This is a genomic window from Fusobacterium ulcerans ATCC 49185, from assembly GCF_900683735.1.
Classification (GTDB): domain Bacteria; phylum Fusobacteriota; class Fusobacteriia; order Fusobacteriales; family Fusobacteriaceae; genus Fusobacterium_A; species Fusobacterium_A ulcerans_A.
On the sequence record NZ_LR215979.1, the window covers coordinates 815,984 to 836,866 of the forward strand.

Below are 20,883 nucleotides of genomic sequence, written 5' to 3' on the forward strand. Positions count from 1 at the left end.
TTATGAGAAAGAACGACATTGAAAAATCTTTAAAAAGATTTTTGAAAAGAAAGGTCAGTTATTCTCTTTCACTTTTGATAGCTTTCATGATAACAGGAGGGATATCTTTTAGTGCAGGAATAACAGCTGAGGAGATACAGGAAACTAAAAGCGATCTTTTAACTAAGATACAAACAGAACGAGAAGAAATAAAAAGAAAAATAGCAGAAAATGAAAGACTTATAAAAGAATATAATTCAGATTTTGTGAAACTTGTAAGAAAGGGAGATTTTTATTCAAAACCTCTATTCAACAGTACACAGGTATTTCTTTCATATCAATACTTAGATAATGGAAAAATGAAAGACAGAACAGATAAAGAATTTGCAGAAACAATAGATGCAATAAACAAACATTATGGAACAAAGAGCGGAAGGAGTCTGCTTAGATCTACAGGAAATATTGGGAAAGATAAAATAATGTCTGGAAATGGAGTAGCTGTTGATACTGAAAGTTTCAGTGAAACAATTAACTTGGGAGCAAATATAAAGCCATTAAATCCTGAATTACCAATAATAGAACCTAATATAAATGTAAGTGCTTCAACACCAACTGTAAGTCTGGGAACATTACCAGGAACAGTAATTCCAGGAGTAGTGGCTATCCCTACTGTAACAACTCCTACATTGGTACTGCCAGGAACACCAGCAACAGTAAGTGTAAATGTAAGTACACCAAGTGCAGTCACAGCAATATCAGTAACAGCACCAGCAGTAACAACACCAAATACACCAGCTGATAAAAATATTACAGTGGCGCCACCAATAGCACCCGGTGGTTATACACCTCTTATAATTGATACACCTAACAAGCCAGCTACTCCAACTACCCCAACAATTACAGTTTTAACACCTGTAAATATTACTTTCCAAGGAACTGGTTTTGGACAGGATACACAAGTACAGTTCAATGGAAGTCAGGGAATTGCAGCAATGAACTTTGCTACATATACAACTGGGGGAATAGATATTTCAGCAAATGAAACTACAGTACAATGGACTGGAACAATGACAGCCAATGCTTCTGTTCTTCCAGCTAATTCTTCTTATGGATTTGGGAGCTTTAATACTTTCATAAGTGATGTATTAGACCATGATGTATCTGTAGCTGGAAACTATACAATGAGATCAACAGCTACATCTAAATTTCCAATGTTTGTAAGTTTGAATCCTTATGAAGTAGGAAAAACTTCGAGTGCAGACAAGACATTTAATTTTCAAGGTACATTGACATTACATGGAGTTTCTTCTGGAAGTAATGGAGGAATATTAGGATTTGAGCATCAGTTGTTAGCAGGTGGAGGAAGTGGAACTACTGCTGTAGCAAATGTTAATAATGGAACAACAACTTCTATACTAAAGAACTCTGGTACAATTGATTTAAATAGTGGATATAATATGATAGGGATAATGATAGATACAGAATATTTTAGTAATAGCCAAAATGCTTTCTTTAACAAAAGACCACAAACAAGAAATGATGGGTTAATAAAGATAAGTAGTGGAGCTTATAAAAGTGTAGCGATAGATTTTGGTTATTACCTTGTACAAAATGCTGCTAATTTAAGAGGGCCTAATTCTGATGTATATCTTGGAAATATAGAAATATCTGGGCAGCAAAGTTATGGATATAGACAAAAATATTATGGAAGTCAATACTATGATATGGTTAAATTTTATGGCTCAAATGGAGTTATAAAGGTAATGGGAAGCCAGAATGTAGGAATATCTATTGCTGAAGGAATGTCTAGTGGAGACCCAATTGCTAATGCTAATAGTATACAGATACAAGTTGGTGGAAATAAAAATGTAGGATTTCTTAGAAATAATAATACATCTACTACAAACCATACTGCAATGACTTTGGATAGTACAAGGTTAGGAACAACATTTGATTTTCTTTCTACAGCAACTCAAAGTACACTTATTAGAAGTGATATAGATGAGATTATTTTAGATAAAAATCTTTCTGTAACAGCTGCTGGAACACAAAATAGTATCATGCAGGCTGGGGGAACAGGTAAAGTTACTTTGAATACAGGGAGAACTATTACTGCAAATATGAATCAATTTTATGCTTTGACAGCAGGAAATTTTATAGGTTCAACAGGAGCTTCTGCTACAAATAAAGGAATAATAAATGTAGGAGGAACAGAAAGTATTGGCATGGCTATAGCAGCTGGAAATACAGGAGCCAATAGTGGAAATATAAGTTATATAGGAAATAAAGGAACATCTATATTTAATTTGGGAAATTTTGGGATAACAGGTGGAACAATAAGTGCTACTGGTCTTGAAAGCGGAGTACTTTTCAATAAAAGTGGAACTGTGAATGTTTCGGCAGGAACAGTAAATTTAAATGCTTCAAGTGGAGCAACTGCAATATATAGTTCTGGAGGAACTGTATCTTCATCAATAGGGGCAAATTTAAAAATTTCTGTAGATGATACATCAAATCCAGTGACAAAAGGATTGGCTATATATGCAGAGAGTGGAGCAAATGTAACTCTTGGAGCTGCTAAAATAGAAGTAAAAAATGGAGCAGCAGGAGTAGCAGCATTTGGTACAGGAACAAGTATCAGCCTGATAGGTTCAGAGCTAAAATATTCAGGAGAGGGATATGCAGCATATTCTGATGGAAATGGAACTATCAACTTGAGTAATGCTAATTTAGAACTTGCAGGAAAAGCAACAGGAGTAGAGCTTGATCTGCTTTCTCCAAAGATAACTTTAAATAATACAACTATTAAAATGATGTCAAATGATGCTACAGTAGCAAATCTAAAAAATGCTACTGGTCTTCTTTCTAATAGTTTAAAGGCTACAGTTGAAACAAATTTAGGAACAGGAGTAACAATAGTAGATGGGGTTTCTGGATTAACTACATTTGATAAATATAAGATAGCAACAGTAGATGGTGGAGATTTGACTATTGATGCTAATATGGATAAGTATAGTCAAAATGATGCTACTACTGGATATTTCTATTCTAGAAGATTTCTAGGACAAAGACTTGATTTGACAGTTGATACAGGAGTTACAGTAACAAGTTCAACTGATACAGCATATGCTACTTCATACTTTAACAATCAAGTAGTAGGACTTGAAATGAACTCAAGTAAAGCAGCAACAAGTGCAGCAGATGCACAAATAAATCTAAAAACAGGTTCTAAAGTCATAGCTGACAGAACAGATGCAGGTGCTGGAGCAATAGGACTATACATGAACTTTGGTAAAGTGGATATTGCAGCAGGCGCAGCAGTAGAGGTAGAAAAAGAAGCAAATGTTGTAAATGAAAGTGGAGTAGGAGTTTATGCAGTAAATGGAAGCACTGTAACAAATGCTGGAGAGATCAGTGTAGCAGGAAAAAATGCCATAGGAATATTAGGAATGACATATAGAGAACAGCTTATGGGAACTCCTATTGCAGATGAGTTTGGAAGTGGTGGAATTTTTGCAAATCAAGGAAAAATAGAGATTACTAATAATCAGGATATTAAACTTGATGGAACAGGAACTATAGGTATTTATGCATATAATAACAGTGGAGGAGCAAATACAAATTCCAAAGTAACAAATGCTGGAACAATAGAGGTAGGAGAATCTACATCTACAAATGCAGCTATAGGAATCTATGGAGATAAATCCTTTATTGCCAATAATGGAAATATTAAAACAGGAAAAGAAGGAATTGGAATATATGGAATTAAAGGTTCAACTATCAGCAGTCTTGGAACTCTTACATTAGGAGCAGATGGAATTGGAGTAATGGCTGATGGAACATCAAGTATCACAGCTACATCAGTTACTCTTGCAGCAGGAGCAGGAACAGATGTGAATGGTAAAACTGGTATATTTTACAAGGGAATAGGTTCAGAGTTACAAAGCATAAATGTAGCTGTAGATGCTTCAGCTTTTGATAAAGGAACAGCTATATTTGTAGAAAAGATGAACCTGTCATCTGGAGGACAGATAGATGTAGGAAAAGATGGAGTAGGTATCTTCCTGAAAGGGAATACAAGCGCTAATACAGCAACTAACACAGGAACTATTAATCTGACAGGAACAAAAACTGGCGCTGTAGGTATGTATACAAAGTTAGGGAAAATAATTAATACAGGAACTATCAATGTAAATAATTCTACTCATATAGGAATGTACGCTGAAGGAACTGGCAACACAGTTGCCAATGGAAATATAATAAATCTTAATGTGAATAACTCTACAGGTATCTTTGTTAAAGATGGTGCAAAGACAGAGCTAAACATTGGAAATAATATTAATTTCATATCAGGAGTAACAAATAGTCTGGGAGTATTTGCAGATGAAGCTACTGTTGAATTTAAAGATAATATGTCATTTATAAATAGCAATGAAAATAAGAACATCTATGTTTATGGGAAAGATGCAGCAGTTGAAATAGATGCAGGTAAAACTGTAACAATAGATGGAATGGGAACTCCAGCAACAGCAGGAAATAAAACTGTAGGAATTTATCTTGAAAATGCTGGTACAGGAAGTACATTTACAAGCAATACAACAGGACAGCTTATTGTCCAGAAAGAAGCAGTAGGTATCTATTCAAAAGGAAATAATACTTTAAATGTAAATGTAACAGCTGATGGAGAAAAAACTACAGGAGTATTTATTGAGGATGGATCAACTATAACAGGAACTGTAACTGCCAGAGGCGCATCAGGAGTAGGAGCAGTAGGAGTATATGGAAGTAGAGGAGCTGTAACAATAGGTGCTGTAGGACTAACTCTTAATACAGATACAGATAAAGGAACAGGAATGTATCTTGCTGATGGCGCTTATGCAACTGGAGGTAAAATCACTGTAAGTAATACAGCTGCAGTTGATAATATAGGAGTATACTACAGTAAAGGAACAGCTTCAGGAACTGTAACAAATGGATCTGAAATTGAGCTTGCAGGAAATAAAAGTATAGGAATATATGCAGCAGATGGGATAAATCTTGTAAATACTAAAAATATAACATCTACAGGATTAAATAATAATATAGCTTCATATGTAGGAGGAAGCTCAACACTGACTTCAAATGGAAATATAATTATGACAGGAACAGACAACATAGGTGTATATACAGGAAAAGGAAGTGGAATAAATAATGGAACTATTAACTTAACTGGAGCAGCAGGAACATCCTCAGCAGGAATGGTAGCTAAAGCTGATGCAGCATCAGATACAGCTTCAGTAGAAAATAAGAATATAATAACTGTAGGAAATAATCTTGGAATGTATGTAGCAGGTGCTGGAACAAGTTCAGGAAAGAATACAGGAACAATAACAGCAACAACAGGAACAGGAGTATATGTAGATGGTGGAGGAAACAGCTTTGATGGAACTGGAGGAAGTATCACATCAAATGCAGTAGGAATCTATTTAAAAGATACAGATGCTAATAAAATAACTGCTGGTACTTTGAATATAAGTTCAGGAGGAGTAGGAGTATTTGGTGAGAATGCTAAGATAGATTTTGCAGTAAATGTAGCAGGAACAGGAGCAGTAGGAGTTGCAGCTAAAAATGGTTCGGTAATATCAGGAAATATAACAACTGGACAGGATTCTGTTGGAGCATATGTACTGGATAATACAGTTTCATTTAATGGATCTGTAATTACAACTGGTACTAACTCATTAAATACATCAATAGGAGTACTTCTGGCAAATGGAATAGGAACATATACTATGAACAATGTAACTGTAAATGCTAAAAATGGAGTAGGAATCTATCTGGGAACAGGAGCTAATCTTACACACAATGGTACAGTTACTACTGAAAATGGAATAGGTATCTATGTAGCAAATGGAACTACTCTTACAACAGGGACAACTGTTTTGAATGTAAAAAATGGTGGAACAGGTGTATATATAGATCAGGGAACAGCTAATCTTGGAACAACAGGAAGCCTTACATTTAACTTCTCATCAGGAGGAGGAATAGGAATATACAATAATGGTGGAACAATGAATATTGGAAGCAATATCAGTGTTACAGGATCAGGTTCTCTTGCAGCTACAAAAGATGGAAGCCTTACATCAAGTGGAACATTAAATATTGGAACAGGAGCAGTAGGACTTTTAGGAGAATATGGAGCAGCTACAACTACTCCTAAAGTAATAACAAATACAGCTTCAGGAATTATCAATGCTACTGGTGGAGGAATAGGACTTGCAGCTATAAAATCAGGAGCAGGGCCAGGAGCTGTAGTGACAATAACAAATGCAGGAACTATCAGCGCATCTGGAAAATCTATTGGAGATGACCCATCAATAGGAATATATACAGATACAGCAAATGTAGTAAATACTGGAACTATTAATGTAGGAACAAATGGAATAGGAATATATGCAGTATTTAATGGAGTAGGTATTACAGTTCAAAATGATGATATAAAGATGAATGGAAGTGATGGAATAGGAGTTTATCTGAAAGATGGAGCAGGTCTTGCATCAGGAAACAGCATTACAGGAACAGGTTCAAATAATACAGGACTTGTACTTGAAAATACAGCTGTACCAGCTTCAGTAGGAACTATCTCACTTGGAGGAAACAGTATTGGAGTAATGGCTACAGGAACAGCTACAACAGGAACAATCAATGGAAATATATCAGTAGGCGCTGGAAATAACTCAATAGGTCTTGTATCAGCAAATGGAGCTAATGTAACACTTGGCGCAGGGTCTACAGTTACAACAGGAAATAATGGAATTGGAGTATATGTAAATGGTGCAGCATCAACAGCTGTAATAAATGATGTTTCCAAAATAAGTGTAGGGACTGAAGGAGTTTATCTTTATTCAAATGGTGGAAATTTATCATTTGCTGGAAATCTTACTGTAAATGATCAAATAGGAATAGCTGCCAATGGTGGAACTGTAGCAACACTTGGAGCGACATCAATTACAGTAACAAATGGTGGAATAGGAGCATATATCAAAGGTTCTGTACCAGCACTGACAGGAACTGCTATTAATCTGCAAAGTGGAACAGCTTCAAAATATTCAATGGGTATCTATTATGATGGTGTAGCTGGAATAGGAACAGCTCCAGTTATTAATCAGACAGGAAATTATACAATAGGAATGGTATTGAATGGTTCATCAGGTACAGCCAGTGGAGTAAGTATTACAGGACAAAATCAAGTAGGAATTATGGCACAGAATGGGTCTGGAATTACTGCTGGTGGAATAGTGTCAGTATCAGGAGATAAAAACATAGGGATTTATGGAGAAAATAGTAATATCATAGCAAATTCAGGAATTTCTGTAGGAAATTCTACATATTCAGCTGATAAGAGCAGCTCATCTATAGGAATCTTTATGAAAGGCGGTATATATACAGGAAGTGGAAATATTGCTGCAGGAGATAACAGTATAGGGATCTATGGAGATCAGATGGCAGGAGGAAGTATAACTCATCTGGGAGTAGGAAATACTATGACTCTTGGAGATAAAGCTATTGGTTTCTATGGAACAGGAACATCTGGAAATATGGAAGCATCATTTACAGGTGCATCAGGAACAACTGGAGGAAACGGGACAATTGCTTTTTATGGCAAAGGGATTGATATGAAAGTTACTTCAGATATATCTCTTGGAAATGATACAGCAGTAGGAGTTGTAAGTCATGGAACTGGAGATGTAATATATAATGGAGCTATAAGTGTAGGAGCTAAGTCTATTGGTATTTATAAAGTTGATGGAGCAGGAATAATGACAACATCAGCAGCCAGTTGGAATATAGGAAAAGGTGGATATGGTATTTATGTAAACCAGTCAGGAGCATTGGAAACAGTAGTAAATAATAATGCTGGTATGGTGCTTGATACATCAGCAGTTGGAATTTTCTCTAATGGAAGGAATAAAATATATAATTCTGGAAATATAACAGTAGGAGCTACTGATTTAGGAGCATCAGGAGATCATAGTAAAACTGATGAGCATTTAAACTCTGTTGGAATGTATCTGGCAGGAGGAAGCATTGCTGAAAATACAGGAACAATCACTGTTAATCATGATCACTCAGTAGGGGTTTATGTAACAGGTACAGGAAGCTACTTTACAAATAAAGGTACTGGAGTATTGAACCTTGATGGCGGCGGAGTAGGAATACTTGTAAAAGATGGAGGAATAGCATTAAATGAAGGAACTATTACTCTTGGAACTAATCTGGCAATATGTGGAGCAGAAACTGTAGGAATGGCAGCGTTTAATGGAGGGGCAATTATTAATACAGGGACTATCAATGTAAATGCTGGAATTGGAATGCTGGTGGAACATGGAGGGACTCTTAACAATATAGGAGTACTTAATGTAACTGGTGGAGTAGGAATACAAGGAGCAGGAACAGTTATCAATAAAGGAACTATCAATGTATCAGGAAGTGGAACGGAATCAAATCTTGGCGGAGCATCTGGAACAGCTAATATTGGAGCCGTAAAAATAGAATCTGATGGAACTATTACAATTAATGATCAGTATGTAGCTATTGGAGGAACATTGAATGCAGCAGGAGCTATTGTTGTAAATGGAGCATATGTAGATGCAACAACAGGAGTACCTATGTTCAATGCTTCAAATGTAACTGGAGAAGTAAGGCTGCTGTCTAACTTTGCATCTACAGGAAATGGAATTTCATATCTATTCCAAAACTTTGTAAATACAGCAGCAGGAACTATATCAGGTTCAAAACTATCTACAAAGACATCGCCATTATTTGTAGCGAAGATAACAACAGATGGACATTTAGCAGTGGCAAAAAGACCATATGCTGATCTGACAATAGGAGAACAGTTTGATGCTATGGATAAGGGACTTGACAATATACTTAAAAATAGTGGTGGAAGTGGAAGAGATGCTGAAATACTAAAAGGTTTAAATGAATATTTAGATGGATTACCATCAGATCAATTTGAAAGAGAAACATCACAAAAACTTTCAGAGTTCAGAGGGGATATTTATGCAACTATTCAAGGCAGAATGCAGGATATCAATCAGGCTTTTGATAACTCTTTCTATGAACTTGAATCTTCATATAATCTGACTAAAGACAGCAGTAAATACAGTGTGATCTATACTGATGGAAAATATAGAGATTCTACATTAGGAATAGATGAATATGATTACAAGGTAATGGGACTTCTATATATGAAAGAAAAAGAAGGAGCAGAGTATGGAAGCAAATATGGATATACAATAGGATTTGCAGGATCAAAGTTTGACTTTGATGATGGTGGATCAAAAGAGGATGTATATTCACTAAGAGTAGGAGCACACAGAGTTAAAAATCTAAGTGAGGAACATAAAGTATCATGGCTGTCAAGAATAGAGCTTGGATACAATAGACATATTGCTAAGAGAAAACTTAACCTTCATGAAACATTTGAAAATAAGGGAGAGTATAATACATACTCTGTAGCACTTGATAACAGACTTACAAAAGTTATCTATACAGACTTGTCTAGACAGTTGGATGTATATGCTGATTTAGATTTGGAATATGGAAAAATAGATGACTTTAAAGAAAGCGCAGGAAGCAAAGGCGGACTTGAAGTACAGATTAAAGATAATGACTACTTAAGCGCACAGGCTGGAGCAGGAGTGAAAGCATCACAAAGAATCTATGCAGGAAATGACATCTCAGTAAAAGTAACAGCAGATGTGAAATATGCATATGAATTTGGAGATAACTATGATGGAAACAAAGCAAGACTTAAAAATGGAGAAGAAGGATATTACAGTCTGATAACTCCAGAAGAAAGAGAAGGAAAACTGAGTGGAAAAGTTGGACTTACAATAGAAAAGGCTAACCACATGGGAGTAACATTTGAAGTGGAGGCAGCAGATGAAAATCATAAAAAAGATTCATCAATTAAGTATGGTGTAAGATTTAATTACAAATTCTAATTAATTAAATGATAGAGAATGGCTGAAGAAATAGATTAAAATTATATTTTAAAGTCATTCTCTTACATAAAACAAAAAAGGGGGATGAAAACAGTATGAAAAAAATATTATTAGGGTGTCTATTAGTGGTATCTGTAACAGCTTTTGCAGCAACAGATGTTATGGTAACACTTGAGCAGCTTGAACAAAATTTTCAACAGTTGGAAGCTGAAGAAAGAGCTATGTATGACCAAAGGAAAGCAGAGGCAGAAACAGCTGAAAAAGTACTAGCAGAGCAAAAAGCAACATACCAACAAATAATAGCTCAGGAAAGACGTATAGCAGATGTAAAAGAATTTAGATATTATAAAGGACAGTATAATCAGCTTGCAAAAAAATATTCTGATGCAAAAAGAACCTTAGAAGATGAAATGAAAAAACAGGAAGAAATAATTTATATGTTTGAAATAATGAAATAGTCAAATATTAAAAGAAACTGATCTTTAGATGAAATGTCTTCAGATCAGTTTTTTTATTTAGCTTTGAATAGCACTAGTAAAAAAATTTTTAACTCTGTCATAAGATTGTTCATCTCCTATGAAATAAAGGATATCTCCTTCTTGAAAAACAGTTTGCGGTCCTGGTGAAAGAATAGTTTTTTCACCATGCTTAATAGCAAATATAGTAGCTCCAGTATGATTCCAAAACATTACTTCAGCACTTGTTTTTCCTATAAAATTCATACTGGGAGTAATACGTATAGCAAAAGGTGTAAAAGGATTTACAGCTTCAAATTTATCTGTGATTTCTAAAAGTTTTGTTATACTGTTTAGAAGTTTTTCATTTTCTTTTTTCTGCCTTTTTACCCAGTCATGAATATCTTTTTTTATGCTATCAATAGTTTGGCTTTCTCCATATTGTTCCATATATCTGATAGCATTTTCAATAGATTTTATTTCTATTCCACTTCCTTTAGAAATATTCAATATGTCAAATTCTTTCAAAATATATACAGATTTACGAATAGTTTCTGGGGAAACTCTATATTCAGTAGCAAGAGTAGATCTTCCAGAAAGTTTTTCGCCAAGACTATATTTTCCATTTATTATTTTTTTTGCAATATCGATTGCAATTTTCTGATAGATAGGAACTTCATCGATGATCTCATTTTTCATTTTACCCCACCTTGAGATATAGTTTTTAATTAATTATACAATGTTTTTTAAAAAAATAATAGAGGAGAATAACTTAAATATATAAGTTATGCTCCCCCTAATAGATATTATTTAATAAGATTGTTTAATTTTTTTATGAAATCTACAGGATTTTCTATTTGGAATCCTTCTAATATCAATGCTTCAGTATATAATACATCAAGAAGATCGTTGAAAGTTTCTGTATTTTCAGAAGATTGAAGTTTTTTAAATACAGGATGTTCAGGATTTAAAGCAAGTATTTTTTCAGCTTTTACCCCTTCATTTCCAGGTATTTGAGAAAGTACTTTTTCCATTTCTAATGAAACATTTCCCTTTGCCAAAAGAGAAGAGGCAGCTTTCCCTAAATCATTGCTAAGTTCAACATCAACTATTTTATTTGACAGTGCTTCTTTTATTTTATCAAGAAGTGTTTTATTTTCTTCTGAAAGTTTTTTAATTTCTTCTTCTTTTTCCTTACTGTCATCAATTTTGAAATCTGAATCATTGATAGATTTAAATGATTTACCATCATATTCCATCATAGTTTTTAGGGCAAATTCATCTATTTTATCTGTAAGCAAAAGAACTTCCATTCCTTTTTCTTTTAGTGCTTCCATTTTAGGAAGAGAAGTAACAGTAGCTAAATCTTCTCCTACTACATAAAGAATTTCCTTTCTATCACCCATACATTCTGTATATTCTTTTAGGGTAACATACTTTTCATCAAGAGAACTTCTGAAGATAAGAAGGTTTTGAAGTTTATCTTTATTCATTCCAAACATATCATGGATACCAAATTTTATATTTCTTCCAAAGGCTTCCCAGAATTCTATATATTTGTCTCTATCAGTTTTTAAAAGTTTTTCAAATTCACTTATTATTTTCTTTTCAAGGTTTCTAGAGATAGCTTGAAGTTCACTATTTTGTTGTAAAATCTCTCTTGATATATTAAGTGAAAGATTGTCGCAATCTACAAGGCCTTTAATAAAACTAAAATATTCTGGAATTAATTCATCACACTTATCCATTATAAATACATTTTTAGTATAAAGCTGAAGTCCTTTTTTGTAATCCTTTGTATAAAAATCTATAGGAGCTTTTTTAGGGACATATAAAAGTGAAGTATACTCAATATTTCCTTGCACTTTTAAATGAAAATGCATCATTGGATCTTCCCAGTCATGAAAATTAGATTTATAAAATTCATTATAATCTTCATCTTTTAAAGTCGATTTATCAGTTTTCCATATAGGTTTTGTAGAGTTAATTACTTCATCATTAAAATAGATTGGGTATCTTACATAATCAGAATATTTTTTAACAAGGTCTTTTATTTTCCACTCTTCAAGGAAGCTATCAAAGTCTTCTCCTGATTTTATAGAAAGAGTGATAGATGTACCTCTTTTTTCTAATTCAATTTCTTCAATTTCATAAGAACCATCTCCAGAAGATATCCATTTTACTCCTTTATCAGAGTAAGGAGATTTAGTAACAAGAGTAATAGTATCAGCAACCATAAATCCAGAATAGAAACCTACTCCAAATTGTCCAATAATGTCTATTTCATCTTTTGAAGCATTTTCCAATTTTTCTTTGAAAGCTTTAGAACCTGATTTAGCAATAGTTCCTATATTCTCTGCTACTTCATCATAAGTCATTCCTATACCATTGTCTGTTATAGTCAATTCTTTTTTGTCTTTATTCACTGATAATGTTATTTTAAAATCTTTATCTTCACCTAATATTTCACTATCAGTAAGAGAATTAAATTTTAACTTATCAATTGCATCACTTGCATTTGACACAAGTTCTCTTAAAAATATTTCTTTATTTGTGTAGATAGAATTTATCATTAAGTTAAGTAATTCTTTTGTTTCTGCCTGAAACACTTTTGATTCTTTTCTCATTTTTTAAAATCCTCCTTTTAGCACTCTATATCTTGTGTGGCTAATAATTATATACCATAAATCATTTTTCATGTCAATATAAAAATAAAAAAAGTTTTAGAATTTTAAAAGATAAAAAAATTCTAAAACTTAATCTATTTCATAACTTTATAATTATAAATATATTATGCAAGATTTAAAAAATGAGTTGATAATCCAAAATAAACTACTAATGCACAAGCATCTACTATTGTAGTGATCAATGGACTTGCCATAATAGCAGGATCAAGTTTAAGTGCTTTTGCCATCAGTGGAAGGACTCCTCCAACAACTTTAGCTATTACAACTGTGAATAACAAGCTTGCACACACCACTAATGAAATAGTAAGACCAGCTCTATCTATAAAATATATTCTTAAAAAATTTACAGCAGCTAGAGTGACCCCGACTATCAAACTTACTCTAAATTCTTTCCAAAGTATTTTTCCAACATCTTTAATTTGTATTTCTCCAAGAGCTATTCCTCTGATAATTAAAGTAGAAGATTGTGAACCTGCATTTCCTCCAGTATCCATTAACATGGGAATAAATGCAGCTAGAATAACAACAGATTGAAGTACTTCTTCATATCTTCTTATGATAGTACCAGTAGCAGTGGCAGAAATCATAAGCACCAAAAGCCATATGATTCTATGTTTTGCAAGAGAAAATACAGATTCTTTCAAATATTCTTCATCTGATGGGTTCATAGCAGCCATCTTTTGAAAATCTTCTGTATTTTCTTGATCAATGACATCTACCACATCATCAATAGTAATAATACCAACAAGTCTTCCTTCATTATCAACTACTGGCATAGATGTAAGGTCATATTTTCTGAATTGAGAAGCAATAAATTCCTGATCATCAGTAGTAACAGCACTAATAACATTAGTTTCCATTGCATCAACCAAAGGAAGTATATCATCTAAGAAAATAAGACTTTTTAGTGAAATAAATCCAACAAGCTTTCTTTGATTATCAATAATATAGCATATATCAATGGTTTCATTATCAATACCTACTTTTTTTATATGATTTAAAGCCTGTCCAATATTCATATCGCTCTTTAGAGAAACATATTCCACTGTCATTACACTACCAGCACTGTTTTCAGGGTATTTTAGAAACTGGTTGATTAATTTTCTGGTGTCTGAAGAAGTATTCTGCAATATTTTATCTACAATATTTGCAGGCATTTCTTCAATGAAGTCTACAGTGTCATCAATAAACATTTCATCAATTATATGACATATTTCTTCATCTGTTATATTTTCAACAATTTCCTGTTGTTTCTCTGAAGAAAGATATGAAAATACTTCTGCTGAAGTATCTTTAGGAAGAATTCTAAATATTTTAAGGCTTTGTTCTTTAGTAAGATCTTCAAGAAGTTCTGCAATATCTACTGGGTTTTCTTCCATAAGTGATTCTTTCAATTTTGCTAATTGATTATTTTTTAGGAAAAACAAAACATTTTCCATATTCCACCTCCATTTCTAAAAATTTTGTTACACATATAAGGGTAGCATTTTCTCAGAAAAAACGCAATATTTGTTTATAAAAAAATTTAATTTCTGAACAGAAAACTTTTAATTATACTGTAAATATTGTATAATAATTAAGATAGAGAGATTTTAGGAGGATAAAAGTGAATGTAAAGCAAAGAGCCATTGGGCTTATACAAGAAGTTGAAAATGGAAAATATTCCAATATAGCTTTAAATGATTATTTTAGAGAAAATACTCTAAACAGAAAAGAGAGAGGCTTTATAACAGAACTTTTTTATGGGGTAATAAGAAAAAAAATATTTTTAGATTATGAAATAAATAAAAGGGTAAGTACAATAAAAAAAGATTGGATAAAAAATCTTCTTAGAATATCTATATACCAGATTACTTTCATGAAGAGTGATAATAAGGGAGTAGTGTGGGAAGCTTCTGAACTTGCTAAGAAAAAATTTGGTGTTCCAGTAGGTAAATTTGTAAATGGAGTATTGAGAGGATATTTAAGAGAAATGGAGGATGATATAAAAGAATTGAGAGAAACAGATAAGCTTGATATTCTTTTATCATATCCTAGATGGTTTTATGAGAAAATAAAAGAAGAATACAGAGAAGAAGCTGAATTGTTTTTAGAGTCTTTAAAAAAGATACCATATATAAGTTTTAGAGTAAATACCTTAAAGTATAGTGAAAAAGAGTTTGAAGAGTTACTTTCAAGTAAAGAGATAGAAATAATAAAAAAAGTGGATACAGTATATTATGTGGATTCAGGAATATTACTATATAGCAATGAATTTAAAGAGGGGAAAATAATAGTACAGGATGCCTCATCTTATCTTTCAGCTAAAAATTTAAATCCAAATGAACAAGATTTAGTTTTAGATACTTGCAGTGCTCCTGGAGGAAAGACAGCAGTACTTGGTGAGTTAATGGGAAATAAAGGAGAGCTTTTAGCTTTGGATATTTATCCTCATAAATTAAAACTAATAGAAGAAAATTGTAAAAAATTGGGAATAGATATAGTTAAACCTATAAAAATGGATGCAAGGAAATTAAATCAGCAGGGGAAAAAGTTTGATAAAATATTAGTAGATGCTCCATGCAGCGGTTATGGTGTACTTAGAAAAAAACCTGAAGCTATATACAATAAAACTGCTGAAAATATAGAATTATTATCAGAATTACAATTTGAAATACTTGAGTCAGCTTCACAAGTTCTTAAAGATGAAGGAGAGTTGGTATATAGTACTTGTACTATTTTAAAAGAAGAAAACACAGAAAATATAAAGAAATTTTTAAAAAAATATCCAGAATTTGAAACAGCAGAAATATATATCCCTGAAAATGTAAAAGGGACTTATGATGAGGTTGGTGGATTTACAATTGACTATAATGAAGATATTTTAGATGGATTCTATATTGCAAAAATTAGAAAAAAGAGGTAAAAAATGTTAGAAGAATTAAAAGAAGCTAATGAATATATAGTAGGGAAGATTAAAGAGAAAGATGAATTGATACTTGAGATGGAAGCATATGCACATGAGTATAATGTTCCTATTGTAACAAAAGAGGTAGCTGAATATTTAAAATTCTTAATAAAAAGTTATAAAACAAAAAATATTTTAGAAATTGGAACAGCTATAGGCTATTCTGGAATACTTATGGCTAAAGAAATAAAGGAAGATAATGGAAAACTATATACTATTGAAATAGATGAAGAGAGATATAATCTTGCTCAAGAAAATTTTAAAAAATCTGGATTGAATAATATCATTTCTATTAAGGGTGATGCTTTAGAAGAAGTAAAAAAAATAGAGGATAGATTTGATTTTGTATTTATAGATGCTTCAAAAGGTCATTATATGGACTTTTTTGAAGATTCATATAAATTGTTGAATGATGGAGGAATAGTATTTATTGATAATATAATGTTTAGGGGATATTTGTATAAAGAGTACCCAAAGAGGTTTAAAACTATAGTGAAAAGATTAGATAGTTTTATAGATTATCTTTATAAAAAAGAAGGGAAATTTGTTTTGCTTCCTTTTGGTGATGGTGTTGGTCTTTATTATAAGCAAAGAGAAAAAGTGTGAAAAAAACTAATTTAAAAATTGGAAATATGAATATTTAAATAATAAAAAAAGGGGAGATGTTGTAAATTAGTGATTTATAAACTAATTTGCAACATCCCCTATTTTTATAATTTTGGATACTTAACTGTCTTTCCAAGCTTTGAATTGATAACCTTTCCATCTTTTAATGCTGTTTCACCATTGATAATAACATATTTTATTCCTGTAGGAGAAAGGGTACTATCTACAAATGTAGCTTTATCTTCCATCTCTTCCAAAGAGAAAATTGTGATATCAGCATCATCTCCAATACCTAAACTTCCTTTGTTTAATTTTAATATTTCAGCAGGATGTGAAGTTATTTTTTCTATTCCTTCATACAGTGACATAATTTTTTTATCTCTCACATATTTTGAGATAAATCTTGGGAAAGTACCAGCTGCTCTAGGATGCCCATTTCCCTCGCTTCCCAATATTCCATCACTTATAATTATAGTATTAGAATCTTTTAGAGCTGTTTCTATATCTTTTTCCAGCATCATATGGCCTGTAACAAGAGTGTCAGGAATTTTTTTTCTAAGAATATTAAATAATTCTTCAGTACATCTTTGACCCTTGTATTTTCCTTCCATGATTTCTAAACAATTATATTCCATTTCATGTTTTTGTATATAATCATTATCAAATACAGCTGACCCTATATGAGTGCTGAAAGCAGCATAAGGATAACAATCGCAAGAAACATTAATTCCTTTATCTCTCTTCTCCTTTAGAATAGAAAGAAATTTATCCATTTGTCCATAACCAGCCATACTTCCTATATGTGAAATTTGTAGATGAGCTTTTACATAATTTCCAACTTCTAAAAATTCTTCTAAAGCTTCAAATACATCTGAACCATCATTTCTAAGATGAGCACTGATTATTCTATTTTTTCCAAGACCAGACAAAGTGACTAATTCATTAAAATCTATTCCTGGAACATATTCTATTCCAAAACTTATTCCAAACAGATCATTTTCTTTAATAAGTTTTTTACCATACTGATACATTTTTTCAATATCTTTGCTTTCTAGATTTTCATATCTATCATTTGCTCCAATATATTCTCTAAGTATACTATGTGGAAGAAAAAGACCAAAATTTACTGGATTCCCTTTTTCAACTGTATCTAAATATTCTTTTATATTGTTTGGGCCAATTCCACAATTTCCTCCAATAGCAGTAGTGACACCCATTTTCAACATTTTTTCAAATATATTTATTTTGATTTTTCCATTTTTTATAGGATCTTCATGCATATGTATATCAATAAATCCAGGAGATATATACAATCCTTGGCAATCCAATTCCTGATCTCCAAATAATTTGTCAAATGATAGTTCTTTTATTTTTCCATTTTCTATAAGGAGATTCATTTTTTCAAATATTTTATTTTTAGGATCTATTAAAATTCCATTATTCACAGCTATTTTCATGATGATATATCCTCCTTTAAATATTTTAATTAGAAATAAGTATAAGAGATAATCCAGAATTTGTATAATATAGTTTTTATATTTTTTTAATATAGTTCATATATTTGTAAAAATATGCTCAGTAAAAAGGATAAGAAAGATTTTATTAGTAAAATTATGATATAATAGTTATGAAATAATGAAATATATTAAATTGAAATTCTTAAAGGAGATGATTCAATGAAAATTATAGAGCAGTATGACTTAAAAGGAAAAGTTGCAATTATAACAGGAGCTGGAGATGGAATAGGAAAGGCTTCTGCCCTAAAATTGGCTGAAGCTGGAGCTGATGTAGTATGCAGTGATTTAGATATTGAAAAAGCCAGGGAAACAGCTAAGGAAGCTGCAGTATTTGGAGTGAAAGCATTAGCTGTAAAATGCAATGTGACAATAGAAGAGGACTTGAAAAGCCTTGTAGATGAAACTATAAAGAGTTTTGGAAAAGTTAATATATTAGTAAATAATGCTGGTGGAGGTGGTGGAGGAAGGGAAAAACTAGAAGAGTTAACTCTGGACTACATAAGTTTTATATATAAACTTAATGTATTTAGCATTTTTACTCTTATGAAACTTTGTGCTCCATACATGAGAAAAGATAATTATGGTTCAATAATAAATATAAGTTCAATGGCAAGTAATATGGTAAGTCCAAATATGAGTGTATATGGAAGTTCAAAAGCTGCAATAAATCAGCTTACAAAATATGCAGCTCTTGATTTGGGACCTGAAATCAGAGTTAATGCAATAGGTCCAGGAGCAATAAAAACAAAAGCATTAGCATCAGTTCTTACATCTGAAATAGAGAAAAAAATGCTGGCTAAAACTCCAATAAAAAGATTGGGAGAAGTGAATGATATAGCCATGGCAGTATTGTATTTTGCAAGTCCAGCTTCAAGTTGGACGAGTGGGCAGATACTTTTTGTAAATGGAGGGGGAATTCAGGAACTAGATTAAAAATATTAAAATATTAAAAGGAATAAAAAAAACTTACCTAATAATATATAGAGTGGCAACTAAAGAAGGAGCAAAATTATTAGGAGGTTTTACTATGAAAAAGAAACAAGAAGAATTAATTTATCAAATGAACAAATTTTTAGCTAATTTACATATTTTTAAAACTATAGTGCATAATTACCACTGGAATTTAAAAGGAGAACATTTTTTCACTATACATCCAATGCTTGATGGAGTAATGTCTGAAACTGATGAACACATAGATGAAGTAGCAGAAAGAATATTAATGATAGGAGGAAGACCTTTTGCTTCTCTTAAAGTATACTTAGAACATTCTATGCTTCAAGAAATAGAATCAAAACCATATACAGGAGTAGAAGCAGTAAAAGGAATACTTGAAAACTTTAAACTCCTTTTAGATGAAATGAATGTAGCATTAAAAATGGCTGAAGATGTTGAAGATCAAGAAACAGCAGACTTATTTACAGGAATAGGAGCAGCTTACCAAAAACATATTTGGATGTACACTGCTTGGATGACTAAATAGTTACAGAACTGAATTTAACTTTAAAATATTATAAAATAAATCGGCTCATATATTTTTGTGAGCCGATTTTATATTTAAAAAATATATTGAATAAGTATCATATATAGAATAGTTCCTCCTCCAATAGACAAAAGCATATTCTTTTTCCATCTGTGCAATATTACTATCCCACCAATGGAAATAAATTCAGGAAGTCCATAAGGAAATGAAACAACTGAAACTCCTTTCAAACAATAGACAACCAGCATTCCTATTACAGCAAATGGAAGTACTTTTCCTAAATATTGTATATATTTTGGGGTAGGTTTATTAGCAGGGAAAATTATAAAAGGAAGAAATCTTGTAAAAAGAGTTCCAAGTACTACCATAGCCACAGTTATTATTTCTTGTTCTACTGTAAGTCTCATTTAATTTCCTCCTTCTCAAGCTTCTTTCTGCTCAATGTAAGTGAAATAAGTATAGCTATCATTGATGGAATGATAAAATTTTCCATTCCAAATACAAGAAGACATGCAATAGAAGCTAAAACTCCTATTATAGCTGGAAGATGATCTTTTTGAGAATCCCATTGACTAAGGAATATAACAACAAAAAGAGCAGTCATTACAAAATCTATTCCTTTTGTATTAAAATTTATAAAGGAACCTAAGATTCCCCCTAAAGTAGCTCCAGATACCCAATAAGCATAATTTAAAAGAGTAACAAAAAACATAAACCACCCTTTATCTATTTCTTCAGGAATATCTGCAGTACAATTAATGGAAAAGGATTCATCACACATTCCAAATATTAAGTACAGTTTCTTCTTTCCAGTTCCTCTGTATTTTTCCAACATAGATACTCCATAAAAAAGATGTCTTGCATTAACCATAACAGCTAATAAAAAAGCATTTAGTGGATCAAAAACTGATACTAAAAGATTAGCAGTTATAAATTCCATAGATCCTGCAAAGATAGTAAGGCTCATAAGCATTGGATAAACAAAAGAAAACCCCATCTTATTCATATATATTCCATAGGCTAATCCCAGAAATGTAAAACCAGCACAAATAGGAATCGTATGTGGAAAAGCGGCTTTGAATGCTTTTGATTTTGTGTTCATTTTATTCCCCCTTTTGTATTTAAATTGTGATATTAAAAAATTAATGTATTTTCTTATTATACCTAAATTACGGATTAAAGACAATACCAAATTTAAAAAAAACTTCTTTCCAATTTAG

12 protein-coding genes are annotated in these 20,883 nt (G+C 31.9%); 6 read left to right on the forward strand and 6 right to left on the reverse strand.

Annotation, left to right across the window (positions count from 1 at the left end; translation table 11 throughout):
• Positions 1-2: 2 nt before the first annotated feature.
• On the forward strand, positions 3-9,971 hold the full coding sequence (locus E0E45_RS03780; protein ID WP_130889934.1) for an autotransporter-associated N-terminal domain-containing protein: 9,969 nt from the start codon (positions 3-5) through the stop codon (positions 9,969-9,971).
• A gap of 95 nt (positions 9,972-10,066) precedes the next feature.
• The gene (locus tag E0E45_RS03785) at positions 10,067-10,429 is read left to right on the forward strand and encodes an adhesion protein FadA (RefSeq protein ID WP_130889935.1); all 363 of its coding nucleotides are present in this window, start codon (positions 10,067-10,069) and stop codon (positions 10,427-10,429) included.
• A 57-nt stretch (positions 10,430-10,486) separates the two neighbouring features.
• Here E0E45_RS03785 and E0E45_RS03790 read toward each other — a convergent pair whose 3' ends face one another.
• From E0E45_RS03790 to mgtE, 3 genes are all read right to left on the reverse strand, one after another.
• Positions 10,487-11,125 carry a TrkA C-terminal domain-containing protein gene (locus tag E0E45_RS03790; RefSeq protein WP_130889936.1) on the reverse strand — a complete coding sequence of 213 codons (639 nt, stop codon included), beginning with the start codon at positions 11,123-11,125 and terminating at the stop codon, positions 10,487-10,489.
• A 107-nt stretch (positions 11,126-11,232) separates the two neighbouring features.
• Positions 11,233-13,053, reverse strand: coding sequence for a molecular chaperone HtpG (gene htpG / locus E0E45_RS03795; RefSeq protein WP_130889937.1), 1,821 nt, complete (start codon positions 13,051-13,053; stop codon positions 11,233-11,235).
• A 164-nt stretch (positions 13,054-13,217) separates the two neighbouring features.
• Positions 13,218-14,552, reverse strand: a complete 1,335-nt coding sequence (gene mgtE / locus E0E45_RS03800) for a magnesium transporter (RefSeq protein WP_130889938.1) — start codon at positions 14,550-14,552, stop codon at positions 13,218-13,220.
• 167 nt (positions 14,553-14,719) lie between these two features.
• Between mgtE and rsmB the strand changes: the two genes are divergently transcribed.
• Entirely contained in the window at positions 14,720-16,018 is a 1,299-nt protein-coding gene (gene rsmB / locus E0E45_RS03805; protein WP_130889939.1) for a 16S rRNA (cytosine(967)-C(5))-methyltransferase RsmB, read from the forward strand.
• Positions 16,019-16,021: 3 nt separating this feature from the next.
• A complete protein-coding gene (locus E0E45_RS03810) occupies positions 16,022-16,666 on the forward strand; it encodes an O-methyltransferase (RefSeq protein ID WP_130889940.1) in 645 nt (214 codons plus the stop codon).
• A gap of 104 nt (positions 16,667-16,770) precedes the next feature.
• On the opposite strand, the gene E0E45_RS03815 is transcribed toward E0E45_RS03810, so the two are convergent.
• Complete coding sequence (locus tag E0E45_RS03815) at positions 16,771-18,123, reverse strand: amidohydrolase family protein (RefSeq protein WP_130889941.1); 1,353 nt, start codon at positions 18,121-18,123, stop codon at positions 16,771-16,773.
• A 219-nt stretch (positions 18,124-18,342) separates the two neighbouring features.
• Here E0E45_RS03815 and E0E45_RS03820 point away from each other — a divergent pair, with 219 nt between their 5' ends.
• Together E0E45_RS03820 and E0E45_RS03825 are read left to right on the forward strand one after the other, a co-directional pair.
• Positions 18,343-19,116, forward strand: coding sequence for a glucose 1-dehydrogenase (locus tag E0E45_RS03820; protein WP_130889942.1), 774 nt, complete (start codon positions 18,343-18,345; stop codon positions 19,114-19,116).
• Positions 19,117-19,210: 94 nt separating this feature from the next.
• Entirely contained in the window at positions 19,211-19,663 is a 453-nt protein-coding gene (locus E0E45_RS03825; RefSeq protein WP_130889943.1) for a Dps family protein, read from the forward strand.
• A gap of 74 nt (positions 19,664-19,737) precedes the next feature.
• Here the strand turns inward: E0E45_RS03825 and E0E45_RS03830 are convergent, their stop codons facing one another.
• Complete coding sequence (locus tag E0E45_RS03830; protein WP_130889944.1) at positions 19,738-20,070, reverse strand: branched-chain amino acid transporter permease; 333 nt, start codon at positions 20,068-20,070, stop codon at positions 19,738-19,740.
• On the reverse strand, positions 20,067-20,765 hold the full coding sequence (locus E0E45_RS03835) for an AzlC family ABC transporter permease (protein ID WP_130889945.1): 699 nt from the start codon (positions 20,763-20,765) through the stop codon (positions 20,067-20,069). The genes E0E45_RS03830 and E0E45_RS03835 overlap by 4 nt, the downstream gene beginning before the upstream one ends.
• Positions 20,766-20,883 lie beyond the last annotated feature (118 nt).